The sequence below is a fragment of the Roseobacter sp. genome (genome assembly GCF_024639605.1).
In the GTDB taxonomy this organism is placed as follows: domain Bacteria; phylum Pseudomonadota; class Alphaproteobacteria; order Rhodobacterales; family Rhodobacteraceae; genus Roseobacter.
Window position 1 is genome coordinate 1 of the sequence record NZ_JAHEHZ010000097.1, and the last position, 13,210, is coordinate 13,210.

Consider the following 13,210-nt stretch of genomic DNA (forward strand, 5'->3'; position numbering starts at 1 on the left):
TGCGTGGCAATGAAGCGGTACGGACCGAGCGGATTTTAGAGATCGCCGGCCTGCCGGTGGGCGAAGACTTTTCCCCTGACGAGCTGAACGATGCCGCCGCGCGTCTGCGCCGCTCCGGGGCATTTGGCGCTGTCGCAATGATCGAGGCCGAACAGCCCGGTCCGGGCGATACGCTGCCCATTACCGCGCGGGTCGCCGAGGCCAAACCGCGCCGCTTCGGGTTCGGCGGAGAGCTTGGCACTGAAGAGGGCGTTTCACTGTCTGCTTACTGGTTGCATCGCAACTATTTCGGCGGCGCGGAACGGCTGCGCTTTGACGCCGAAGTCTCGGGCATCGGTGGCGACACAGGTGGCATCGATTACTTGCTCGGCGTGCGGTATCAGCGTCCCGCGACCTTTAACGAAGACACCGATCTTTACCTGCTGGCTGAGGTTGAACAGATTGATTCCGTGAACTATTTCTCGCGCCAGGCGACAATTGGCGCAGGCATTGAACGCTTTGCCTCTGACCAGCGCAAGTATCGCTTTGGCGGGGCGTTTCAGCGTGCCAACACGCGTGATGTTTTCGGAGAGAGCAGCTATCTGATCTTCATGGTCCCCACGGGACTGAATTTTGACTATCGCGACAGCGAACTGGATGCGCGGCGCGGTTATTATTTCGATCTCGGGCTGACACCTTTTCTGGCCATTGACGGCTCAGACAACGGCCTGCTTTCCGAGGTCGACCTGCGCGGATACAGAACCTTCGGCAGCACGACGCTTGCCCTGCGCGGGCAGCTTGGCTCGGTCGCGGGTCCCTCGCTTGCCGATGCGCCGGCTGATTTTCTGTTCTATTCGGGCGGCGGTGGCACCGTGCGCGGGCATGATTTTGAATCGCTCGGTGTGGATCTGGGTGGCGGCCAGATTGCAGGCGGCCGGTCCTTTGTCGGCCTGCAGGCCGAAGTCCGCTATCGCACCAGCGGCGCTCTGGGGCTCGTCGGCTTTTTCGACGCAGGCTACATCGGTTCCGAAGCCTTTCCGGACGGGTCGGGCGAATGGCAGTCGGGCGCAGGTCTGGGTGTTCGCTATGACACACCGATCGGCCCCATCCGCTTCGACGTCGCAACGGCGGTGTCAGGCGATCAGGACGCGGCGTCCTTTCAGGTTTACATCGGCATAGGACAATCGTTTTGAGGCTACTGGTATTCACCTTCGCGTTTCTGGCGGCTCTGACCTTTACCGTTGCAGCACAGGATGAAGACGGCGGCAGCTTTCTCGAGCGCACCATCGAAGACCTTTTGTCCGGCGAGGGACGTGATGTCACCATTCGCGGCTTTTCCGGCGCGCTGAGCTCTGAGGCCAGCTTTGATGTCATGACGATTTCTGACCCCTCGGGTGACTGGCTGACGCTCAGGGATGTGACGCTGAACTGGCAGCGTACCGCGCTGCTGCGCGGCCGGCTTCAGGTCCAGAGCCTGACGGCAGCAACGCTTGAAATTCCGCGCCTGCCGGACCCGGTGGAGACCATTGAAGTCCCGGAGGCCGAGGCTTCCGGATTTACCCTGCCGGAGCTGCCGGTCAGTGTGAACATCGCTGAATTCGAGATCGGGCGCATTTCGCTGGGCGAAGAGGTTATGGGCATTGCGGCCGAACTGAACCTGCGCGCCGCAGCACAGCTTGACGACGAGGGCGCTGTTATTGATCTGACGGCTGACAGGATCGACGACGCGCAGGGCGAATTTGTGATCCGCGCCAGCTTTCTGCGCGAGAACGAAGCGATCTCTGTTGATATCGAGATTGATGAGGGCGAGGACGGTCTTGTCGCCAATATGCTCAACCTGCCGGACAGACCGACCGTCTATCTGGCGGTAAAAGGCGAGGGGCCTCTGGACGATTTTACCGCCGATATCGCCCTGTCGACAGCGGATCAGCCGCGCCTGACAGGTGCCGTTTCACTCGCTGCTCTCGAAGGAACCGGCACGGATGACACCCCCGACCGCCGCGTGCTGGCCGAAATCAGCGGTGATGTCCGGCCCCTTATCCCGCAGGAATACTGGGAATTTTTCGGATCTGATATCAACTTTGTGGCCGATACGGTGCTTGCCGCCGGCGGCGAGGTCGATGTCAGCGCTTTTTCCTTTGGCGCGGACTCGGTATCGCTCGATGGCAGCGTTCGGCTGAACTCGGACAAATGGCCTGACTTTATCGATATCGACGGGCGCATTTTCCGTGAAGGCGAGCCGGTGCTGCTGCCTGGCTCGGGTGACGGGATGACCGTCGGCGATGTGAAGCTGAGTGTTGATTTTGACGCCGCTCAGGACAATGCGCTGCTGGGAGTTTTTGATATCCTGAGCCTTGTGCGGGATGAGATCAGTATCGGCCGCACACAGCTGACACTGGACGGATCGCTGGATGCCGCCCCGGGCAGCATCGGTGAGCTCTTCACTGATCTTGAGTTCACAGCGACCGACGTCAGGATGACCGATCCTTCCGTGGCCCGGGCCCTTGGTGACCGCATCACGGGCCGGGCCAGCATCGATTACATCGAAGACGGCCCGATTGAGGTTGTTGCCCTTAATATCACGGGTGCCGACTATGGGCTTGGGGGTGAAATCACTGTCGAGGGGCTCCAGAACGGTTTTCCGACCACACTGAACCTTGCGGTCTCCGCCGGGAACATCGGGCGGTTCGAGGAGCTCGCGGGCCGGTCGCTGGGCGGCTCCGTCGATGTAAAGGTCAAGGGGCGTGTAACGCCGCTGGCCGGTACGTTCGATCTGAACGTGGCCGGGACCACCGAAGATATCGCTGTCGATATTCCCCAGGCTGATGCCGTGCTGACAGGGCTGACCGAACTGTCCGTTACGGCGGTGCGCGACAGCACCGGGACCTTTGTGCGCGATCTGGTGCTGAAGAACGACGCTCTGGATGTGACCGCTGATGTGGCGCTCGATCCCGGCGCGAGCGTGGTTACCGCACGTGCCGCGCTTGCAGATATCGGTCTCGTACTGCCACAGTACGAAGGGGCGGTTGTCTTTGACGGGTCAGCTTCCGAAAGCGCGAACGGCTGGCGCGTGGATGCGGATCTGGATGCGCCCTATGACGGGACACTCACCGTGGCCGGGCTCGCCACCGGGCCGGATGCAGATCTGCGGATTGATCTCAGTCTGCCGGATGTCGCACCTCTGGTGCCGGATATCACCGGGTCTCTGACGGCCAGCGGGCGTGTCTGGCAATCGCCCGGGGGCTACAGTGTCGATTTCGCGGTCGCCGGTCCCTATGACGCGGAAATCGCCGCCGAGGGGCTGGCCACCGGCCCGGACGCAGATGTGGGCCTGCGCATCAGCGTACCCGATCTTGAGCCGCTGGTGCCCGATATCACCGGCGCGCTGCAGGCAGATGGCCGGGTATTCCAGTCACCCGAAGGCTACCGTGTGGAATTTGAAGCAGACGGCCCTTACGAGGCACGGGCTGCCATTGAAGGTCTCGCCACCGGCCCGGACGCCGAACTTGATATCGCGCTCAGCATTCCGGATGTACAACCGCTGGTGCCATCGGTCTCCGGCCCAGTGGATGCGGACGCCCGCGTCTGGCAGACGCCCGGCGGCTACCGGGTGGACGTGAAAGCGGATGGCCCTTATGCGGCGAAAGTTGCCGTAGAAGGTCTTGCGACAGGCCCCGACGCTGATCTCAACATCGCCCTGAGCCTGCCCGATGTGCAGCCTCTGGTGCCCTCGGTTACCGGCCCCGTGGACGCGGATGCCCGCGTCTGGCAGACGCCCGATGGCTACCGGGTCGATGTCACGGCCGACGGCCCTTACAAAGCGAAAGCCGCAATTGAAGGTCTCGCCACAGGTCCGGATGCAGATCTGGATATCACCGTGAGCCTGCCGGATGTGCAGCCACTTGTGCCCTCGGTTTCCGGACCGCTCGCCGCAGATGCGCGCGTCTGGCAGACCGCAACCGGCTACCGCGTCGATGTCACTGCAGATGGCCCCTATGAGGCGAAAGCCGCAATCAAGGGACTGGCCACCGGACCGGACACGGACCTGACGGTTGCTGTGTCCGTGCCCGAAGTGCAGCCTCTGTTGCCGGCCGTCAGTGGCCCGGCGAAGGCAGACGCGCGGCTGTGGCTCACAGAAGACGGCTACCGCGTCGATCTGGATGCAGACGGGCCGAGCGGCACAAATGCGCTTGTGTCGGGGCTGGCCACCGGGCCGGATGCCGATCTCACTTTTGAAGCCGCGATCCCCGACCTGTCCGTGCTGGTGCCGGAACTTCCGGGACCCTTTGACGTGGCCGGAACGGCGCGCCGCCAGAGCGAGGGCTGGCAGGTCGATACCTCTGCCAACGGCCCTGCGGGGTCAACTGCGGTGGTGGCCGGTCTGGTGCGCGACAACGGAAATCTCGATCTGACCGCAAGCGGGTCCGCGCCGCTGGGATTGTCGCAGCCCTTCCTTGCGCCGCGGAGCCTCCTGGGACAGGCGCGGTTCGATCTTGCGGTCGAGGGCCCGCCGGCGCTGTCGTCCGTGACCGGGCGGATTGAGACCTCGGGCGCGCGCTTTTCTGCGCCCAATCTGCGGATCGGGCTCGAGGATCTGCAGACCACCATCGCCCTGAGCGGTGGCTCGGCGCGCATTGACGCCGAAACCCGCGTGGCGGCAGGGGGCCGGATTGTCGTGAACGGCGCTGTCAATCTGACCAGTCTGGCGGCCGATCTGAGCATCGGTCTGCGCGGCACTGTTCTTACCGACCCACGGCTTTACACAACCACGCTCAACGGCGACGTGACTGTGAACGGCCCGCTGACCGGCGGGGCGCGCATTGACGGTACGATCAATATTGATGGTGTGGAGGTGACTGTGCCCTCAACCGGTGTGACCAGCATCGGCGCGATCCCGGATATCCGCCACATCGGAGCGCCCGCCCCGGTAAACCGGACCCGAGCGCGTGCAGGTGTCGTCCCGCAGGAAACAACGACCCGGTCCGCCGCAGGGCCGGCCTATCCGCTGTCGATCACGGTCAATGCGCCGTCGCAGATCTTCGTGCGGGGCCGCGGAGTCAACGCGGAGCTTGGAGGATCTCTCGAGATTACCGGTAACACCAACAACATCATCTCGGCGGGCAGCTTCGATCTGATCCGAGGGCGACTAGACATCATTGCAAAACGTTTCGATCTCGATGAGGGCACGATTGATTTTCAGGGCAGCCTCGTTCCGTACATCCGCTTTGTATCAACCACAGAGATCCCCGACGGCACCGGCAGCATCATCATCGAAGGGCCGGCTGACGCGCTGGAGTTTGAGTTCACCTCCAATCCGGAATATCCGCCCGATGAGGTGTTGTCGCTGATAATCTTCGGACGTTATGTTTCTGAGATTTCAGGGTTTCAGGCGCTGCAACTTGCGAATGGCATTGCTGAGCTGACCGGGCGCGGGGGTGTCGGGGTCTTCGGGCGTCTGCGCTCCGGTATCGGGCTTGATGAGCTGGATGTTTCGACAAGTGAAAGCGGCGATACCAAGGTGACAGCCGGTAAATACCTTACCGATGATATCTACACCGATGTTACTACCAGTGCAGAGGACGGCACGGATATCTCGATCAATATCGACCTGACAAAATCGCTTAAGGGACGTGCGACTGTAGGCTCCGAAGGTCAGAGCAGCATCGGTCTTTTCTTTGAGCGTGATTACTGATCGCAGTCAGGTCGCAGGGTCCGGCGCAGGGGCGAAAGCCCCGAAGCGGCCGCGTTCAAACAGCAGCCCCGGTCCGGTATCGGCCGCCTGACGCACGTGACACACACGGCCCAGTATCACCGAATGATCGCCGGCGGGGTGCACGGCATGGGTCTGACAATGAAATTCCGCCAGACAGCCCGCCAGTGTCGGCGAACCGCCCGGTCCCTGCACCCAGTCGAAGATCTCAAATCCCTCGCCGTTGGTGGCAAAATGCGTCGCCAGATCAAGCTGTTCTGCGCGCAGCACATGAATACAGAAATCCTGAGCATTCGCAAAGGCATCGTGACGCCGGGAACTGACCGCCGGCGACCACAGTACGAGCGGCGGATCAAGTGATACCGAGGAAAAGGAGTTGGCCGTCATCCCGATCGGCCCGCGTTCAGTCATAACCGTTACAACGGTGACGCCGGTGCCAAAGCAGCCGAAGGCCCGCCGCAGATCCCGGGTGCGGTCCGGAGAAGGCGCGAAATCAGGCGCGGGACGGGTCACGTTGTGGGCCCTTTGAGTGTGCGCTGCGCCATAATCTGCCGTCCTGTCTTCTGTTCACTGAATGCCAGATAAAACCCGCGTCGCGCGCGGCAAGCCTGCAGATCAGATCCGGTGATACAAAGCCACACCGGCGGCCGTCGTCGGGCCGCCGGATGGTACTGTGCATCACACGGGTCAGCTTTTGTTCATACGGTTTTCGATCAGGTCGTCAACAACCGAAGGATCCGCAAGGGTCGAAGTATCTCCCAGCGCCCCGAAATCGTTCTCGGCAATCTTGCGCAGGATACGGCGCATGATTTTGCCGGACCGCGTTTTTGGCAGGCCTGGCGCCCACTGGATGAGGTCAGGCGATGCAATCGGGCCGATCTCGCTGCGCACCCACGCCCGCAGCTCTTTGCGCAGTTCCTCGGAGGGCTCTTCGCCCCCCATCAGGGTGACATAGCAGTAGATACCCTGGCCTTTGATATCGTGCGGGTATCCCACCACGGCGGCTTCGGCGACTTTGCCGTGCGCCACAAGCGCGCTTTCCACCTCGGCGGTGCCCATGCGGTGGCCCGAGACATTGATCACATCATCGACCCGCCCGGTGATCCAGTAATCTCCGTCGGCATCACGTTTGCAGCCGTCGCCGGTAAAATAATAGCCCTTATAGTCGCTGAAATAGGTCTGCTCAAAGCGTTCATGATCGCCCCAGACCGTACGCATCTGCCCGGGCCAGCTTTTGGCGATGCACAGCACCCCCTCGACATCGTTGCCTTCGATGATCTCGCCGGTTGTCGGCTCCAGAACCACGGGCTCAATGCCGAAAAACGGCTTCATTGCAGAGCCCGGCTTCATCGCATGAGCGCCGGGCAGGGGGGTCATCAGGTGACCACCCGTCTCGGTCTGCCACCAGGTGTCGACGATCGGGCATTTGCCCTTGCCGATCACGTCGTTGTACCAGTTCCACGCTTCGGGGTTGATCGGCTCACCCACCGTACCCAGAAGGCGCAGGGACGACAGATCGCAGCCCTCTACAAAGGAATTGCCCTTGCCCATCAGCGCCCGGATGGCGGTGGGCGCGGTGTAAAACTGAGTGACCTGGTGTTTGTCACAGACCTGCCAGAAACGGCTGGCATCGGGATATGTCGGCACCCCTTCGAACATCACTGTGGTCGCGCCATTGGCCAGCGGGCCATAGACGATGTAGCTGTGGCCGGTGACCCAGCCCACATCCGCCGTGCACCAGAAGACATCGCCGTCGTGATAATCGAAGGTGATCTCATGGGTCATCGCCGCATAAACGATATAACCACCGGTGGTATGCACCACACCTTTGGGCTGCCCGGTGGAGCCTGAGGTATAGAGAATGAAAAGCGGATCCTCGGCGTTCATCTCTTCGGGCGGGCAGTCGGCGGAGGCCCCGGCCGCGAGCGCGTTGTAGTCATAATCGCGTCCTTCGGTCCAGGTCGTCTGACCGCCGGTGCGTTTGACCACAAGGCATTTCACCTTGTCCGAACAATGCAGCAGCGCCTGGTCCGCGTTGGTCTTGAGCGGGGTATTGCGACCGCCGCGCGGGGCTTCATCGGCGGTGATCACGACCTTCGCCTCTGAGCCGTTGACCCGGGCCGACAGGGCATCGGGCGAGAAGCCCGCAAAAACAATCGAATGGATCGCCCCGATGCGCGCGCAGGCCAGCATGGCATAGGCGGCCTCCGGGATCATCGGCATATAGATGATGACCCGGTCGCCTTTGCCGACGCCGAGATCCCTGAGCACGTTCGCCATTTTGCAGACCGACGTGTGCAGATCCTTATAGGTGATGTGCAGCGCCTCTTCATCCGGGCTGTCCGGCTCCCAGATAATCGCCGTCTGATCGCCGCGGGTCTCCACATGGCGGTCAATACAGTTCGCCGCCACATTCAGCGTGCCGTCGGAAAACCAGTTGATCGACACATTGCCGGGCGAGAAATCCACGTCTTTGACCGTGCTGAACGGTTTGATCCAGTCGATGCGCCCGGCCTCATCGCGCCAGAATGTCTCCGGATCGCTGATCGAGGCGGCATACATCTCTTCGTATTTCGCGGCATCAATATGTGCGCGTGCGACGGTTTCCTCAGACGGGGGGTAGGTTTTGCTGGCTGGCACGTTCCCGGACATGGTTTTCTCTCTCCCTTTCTTTATTTGCTACCTTTGCGCTGACGGTTGCCGGCTCATGCGGCGGCCCGGCGCATTTTCAGGTTGCTGTTCTCAACAGGATCATAGCCGGATCGGAAAAGAAGGGAATAACCCACGGGAATATAGGGCTTTCTCTGTAAAGATTTTTCCGCTGCACCTGCAAGGTCCTGTAAACGCCTGCTAAGTAACCAGGATCAATGAGTTTTTGCACCCCTCCTCGCGTGCAAGGAGGGCCTCGCGCGCATACCTGGCCTGTCTGATGCTGCTCTGCAGCGCGAAGGTCTCTGCCTGACGCAGGGGCCGGGCCGTTGCGGTACCGCGGCGCGCACATGGCAGCGCCCGTGTTTTGGGGTTGGCAGGCCGGGGTCGCGCGGGTAGTTTCCGGTCCAGGCATGCCCGGTCCGAGGCGTGCATAAAGGGAGAAAAATTATGAATAAACTGCTTAGCGCTGCAGCGGTCAGCGCCATCAGCTTTGCATTTGTGTCTGAAGCGGCTGCCACCGAATGGAACGTCTCGGTCTGGGGTAAACGCCGGGCGTTCACTGAACACGTCGAGAAACTGGCCGAACTGGTAGCCGAAAAGACCGGTGGCGAATTCACCATGAACGTCAGCTATGGCGGGCTCAGCAAGAACCGCGAAAACCTCGACGGGATCTCAATCGGCGCCTTTGAGATGGCGCAGTTCTGCGCGGGCTATCACCCGGATAAAAACCGCGTTGTGACGGTGCTTGAACTGCCGTTCCTCGGCGTTGAGAATCTCGAGCAGGAAGTTGCCGTGGCCCGTGCGGTCTATGCGCATCCTGCCGCCACTGAAGAAATGGCCCAGTGGAACGCGAAGCTGCTGATGACCTCACCGATGCCCCAGTACAATCTCGTCGGCACCGGCGAGCCCCGCGATGAACTTTCCGAGTTCGAAGGCATGAGGGTGCGCGCCACAGGTGGTCTCGGCGAAGCTTTCAAGACTGTGGGCGCCGTGCCCACCTCCGTAACAGCCACAGAAGCCTATCAGGCGATGGAAGGCGGCGTGGTCGATACGGTCGCATTCGCGCAGCACGCGCACCTGAGCTTCGGCACAATCAACCAGGCGGACTGGTGGACGGCGAACCTTAACCCCGGCACCGTGAACTGCCCGGTTGTGGTGAACATTGACGCCTACGAGTCGCTGTCCGACGCGCACCGCGAAGCTCTCGACAGCTCCATCCCCGAGGCGATCGATCACTACCTGACCAACTATGCCGAACTGCTCGAGCGCTGGGATTCGGTGCTGGAAGAGAAGGGCGTGCAGAAGATCGAGATTGCCCCCGAGGTTATCTCTGAATTTCAGGCCATTGCCGGCAAACCAAACCACGATGCCTGGATCGCCGAAATGGAAGGCCAGGGCCTGCCCGGTCAGGAGCTTTACGATCTTGTGGTAAAAACGCTCGCTGAAGCCAAAGGCGGCAGCTGATAATTCCGGGCCGTCGCGTCACCGCGGCGGCCCGTTTCAAAAAAAAACGGGGGGCAGGGCTATGGCAGGATCAGCTGCAGTGCTCGAAGACTCCAGCCTGCTCAGCCGGCTGGACCGCGCACTTTTACCTGTTGAGCGCTTTTGCGCGCTTCTCAGCGGCATCGCGATATTCTCACTGATGTTTCTGGCCGCCTGGTCCGTGACGGGGCGCAAGTTCTTTGCCTCACCGATGGCGGGCTATGTCGATTACATCGAAGCGGCCATGCCGATCATCGCCATCATGGGGGTCTCCTATGTGCAGCGTGACGGCACCCATGTGCGCATGGATATGCTGGTTTCCGCCCTGAAAGGACGCACTCTGTGGTTTTTCGAGCTGGTCTCCGTACTGCTCATCCTGGTGCTGATCGTGGCGCTGACCTGGGGCGCATGGGAGCATTTCGCACGCTCGTTTGACTGCGCGCGACCGCTCTGCAGCCGCGACAGCTCCATTGATGTGGGCATTCCGATCTGGCCTTCGAAACTGGTTGTGCCGGTTGCCTTCGGCGTGCTGGTGCTGCGGCTCCTGCTACAGGCCTGGGGGTATGGGCGGGCGCTCATCCTCGGTCTCGAAAATCCTGTGGCCGTCCCTCTGGCGCTCACCGTGGCCGAACAGGCCCGCATTGAAGCCGAAGCACTGGAAGGGTCTGACTGATGGAGCCTATTGAAATCGGCCTCTGGGTCAGTGGCGGCCTGCTGGTGTTTGTCGTGCTGGGTATGCGCGTGGCTTTTGCTGCGGCCCTTGCGGGGTTTGTCGGTCTTGTCTGGCTGCGCTGGAACGGGTTCGATTACGACCCGGAACGCTTCTGGAAGGCCCTGGAGATCAGCGTCAAAATCGCGGGCCTCACACCGCATTCCAAAGTTTCAGCGCAGGTGCTGAGCCTGATCCCTGTCTTCATCATGATCGGCTATCTGGCCTATCACGCGCAACTGACGACGGCGCTCTTTACGGCAGCTAAACGCTGGATTGCCTGGGTGCCCGGCGGGCTCGCCGTCTCGACGGTATTTGCCACCGCAGGGTTTGCCGCTGTCTCCGGAGCGTCGGTTGCCACGGCGGCTGTCTTTGCGCGCATTGCCATCCCCGAGATGCTCAAGATCGGGTATAATAAGAAGTTCGCTGCCGGTGTCGTCGCTGCGGGGGGCACACTGGCCTCGCTGATCCCGCCCTCAGCAATTCTCGTGATCTATGCGATCATCGTGGAACAGGATGTGGGCAAACTGCTGCTTGCGGGCTTTCTGCCCGGTATGTTTTCGGCGATGGTCTATGCCCTGCTGATCATTGGCATTGCGGTTGTCTTCAAATCGGTCGGCCCGCCGGTGGGCGGCTTTACCTGGCGCGAACGCTTTGCCTCGCTGCCGCCCGCGCTGCCCATCCTCGCGGTCGTCGTGATCATCATTTTCTTTGTCTATAACCCTTTCGGCGATGCCTGGGGTACGCCCACCGAGGGCGGCGCCATCGGTGCCTTTATCATCTTTCTGATGGCCCTCTATCGTGGAATGCGCTGGAAACAGCTCAAAAGCGCACTCCTTGATACCGCTAAACTCACCGTGATGATCTTCTCGATCATCTGGGGTGTGCTCATCTACGTGCGCTTTCTGGGCTTTGCGGAACTGCCCGAAGCCTTTGCAGACTGGATCACGGGGCTGGAGATGTCACCGATGCTGATACTCATCTGCATTCTGCTGGCCTATGCGGTGCTGGGCATGTTTATGGATGCCATCGGTATGCTGCTGCTGACGCTGCCGGTGGTCTATCCGGCTGTAATGGCGCTTAACGGCGGTGAGTTCGTCAGTGCTGCGGACAGCGCGTTTGGCATGTCCGGTCCGATGTGCGCGATCTGGTTCGGCATTCTGGTGGTGAAAATGGCCGAGTTTTGTCTGATTACACCGCCCATCGGCCTGAACTGTTTCGTGGTCGCCGGCGTGCGCGACGATCTGACCGTGCAGGATGTCTTCAAGGGCGTCACACCCTTCTTTATCGCCGATGGTGTGACGATTGCCTTGCTGGTTGCCTTTCCGGGGATCGTGCTCTTCCTGCCCTCTCTCGCGGGATGAGCACAGGTGCCCGGGGTGTATTTCCCCGCAGAGGTTCGTGTCACGTAACGTCGAACCCGGGCGGCAATCCCCTGGCGAAGCCGCTCAGAACGAACCGGCATCGGGAGTGTTGCCGCGCGGCTGATGCGCCACCTGAAAAGGTGCGATGAACTGCTGTCCCTGCTGCGATCCCGACCGGATGGCTGTCCCTGAAACGATCGTATGAGGTTGTGCAAATCGCTGTTCTGGACCGGATCGGAACGAACTTTCATCTGAATGCCCGATGCAGAAGCGTTCTGGAAATCCTGGCTCGGCAGTTTCCGGCTGGAAAGCACGCGGAGCGGTGCGCGCGCTTTCAGACACTTACTGATCCACTCTGTCCCCGTCGAGGAGGGATCCGGTTCCGGTGTCTGATGCTGACCTGCTGCGGGACGACCGCATTGTCCGGGCTCCGGTGACTTATTGCGGCCTGATATCCCGGGGGGCAGATGCTCTGTGACCCGATGCAAACTGCGGCAAGGCCAGGTTACGGTGGCGGAACTGAGACGATTCCATGGGGTCAGGCAGGCAATCCGAAATTGGGTGCGAAGAAATACCCGGGCCCTTCCGTCCATCAGATCCGGACCCGGTGTCCTCCGGCGGCAAACCTGATTATGGCCGCGCCGTCACTTGCGCTCAGGCGCCGTAAACAGGAACGTCGGTGATTGTCACAGCAGAGGGCTGTGAACGAAGACCACCTCAGAGCCGTCTGAAGGGTCAGGGAAAATGGATCAGAGCAACGTGCCGGATATTCGGTGCCACCGATGATGGTTCGGGCAGTTTCAGTTTTCAAATCAATACCACGCGCGGCATCGTGTGCACCATGCCTGCCAGTTTGGCGAGGGTCAGGGTTGGCACTCAGGACAGCAGCATTCGGCATGCTGTAGCCGACTTCGAATATGCCAGAGACAGTGTTTGGTCTCAGTTTGTAGTGCCGAAGTCCTTGGTGTCCGAGGGGCTTTGTAACCGGTGTGAGTGTGATGGATCAGCTGTTCGTTTCGGTGGAAGGGCGGGGCGAAACTAACGCCAGATCAAAGGGTCAGGCGGCGCACCCGTGCAATCTGTGTGCAATTGCTGCAAATGCCCGGCTGTTCGGACCACGCGGGTGTACAGGCTCAGGCGTCTGCTGGCGTTTCGCTCATCTTTCCCAGCGGTTTTTGCCGTGGTGCGCATCCACTGTCTTGCATGCTTCCACAAACCCGCGATTCGTGGCCGTAAACGCGCGAGCATGGCCAAAGACGCTCCCTGGCGGCATTGCAGGTTTCCACGCTTCAGACCGGCCCGCAGCCGCAATCA

General features: G+C 61.1%; 7 protein-coding genes. 5 read left to right on the plus strand and 2 right to left on the minus strand.

The window, feature by feature from the left end; genetic code table 11:
- Together Q0M35_RS12735 and Q0M35_RS12740 are read left to right on the plus strand one after the other, a co-directional pair.
- Positions 1-1,172: BamA/TamA family outer membrane protein (locus tag Q0M35_RS12735; RefSeq protein ID WP_295315857.1), on the plus strand; the 1,172-nt coding region annotated here is incomplete at its 5' end.
- Positions 1,169-5,671: a translocation/assembly module TamB domain-containing protein gene (locus Q0M35_RS12740; RefSeq protein WP_295315859.1), complete on the plus strand. Its 4,503-nt coding sequence runs from the start codon at positions 1,169-1,171 to the stop codon at positions 5,669-5,671. The genes Q0M35_RS12735 and Q0M35_RS12740, both read left to right, overlap by 4 nt.
- A 6-nt stretch (positions 5,672-5,677) precedes the next feature.
- Here the strand turns inward: Q0M35_RS12740 and Q0M35_RS12745 are convergent, their stop codons facing one another.
- Both Q0M35_RS12745 and acs read right to left on the minus strand, forming a co-directional pair.
- Complete coding sequence (locus Q0M35_RS12745) at positions 5,678-6,202, minus strand: flavin reductase family protein (RefSeq protein ID WP_295315861.1); 525 nt, start codon at positions 6,200-6,202, stop codon at positions 5,678-5,680.
- 174 nt (positions 6,203-6,376) lie between these two features.
- A complete protein-coding gene (gene acs / locus Q0M35_RS12750) occupies positions 6,377-8,341 on the minus strand; it encodes an acetate--CoA ligase (RefSeq protein WP_295315863.1) in 1,965 nt (654 codons plus the stop codon).
- Between the two features lie 447 nt (positions 8,342-8,788).
- Between acs and dctP the strand changes: the two genes are divergently transcribed.
- From dctP to Q0M35_RS12765, 3 genes are all read left to right on the plus strand, one after another.
- On the plus strand, positions 8,789-9,805 hold the full coding sequence (gene dctP, locus Q0M35_RS12755; RefSeq protein ID WP_295315866.1) for a TRAP transporter substrate-binding protein DctP: 1,017 nt from the start codon (positions 8,789-8,791) through the stop codon (positions 9,803-9,805).
- Between the two features lie 61 nt (positions 9,806-9,866).
- A complete protein-coding gene (locus tag Q0M35_RS12760; protein ID WP_295315868.1) occupies positions 9,867-10,496 on the plus strand; it encodes a TRAP transporter small permease in 630 nt (209 codons plus the stop codon).
- The gene (locus tag Q0M35_RS12765; RefSeq protein WP_295315870.1) at positions 10,496-11,896 is read left to right on the plus strand and encodes a TRAP transporter large permease; all 1,401 of its coding nucleotides are present in this window, start codon (positions 10,496-10,498) and stop codon (positions 11,894-11,896) included. The genes Q0M35_RS12760 and Q0M35_RS12765 overlap by 1 nt, the downstream gene beginning before the upstream one ends.
- The last annotated feature ends 1,314 nt before the right edge of the window (positions 11,897-13,210 follow it).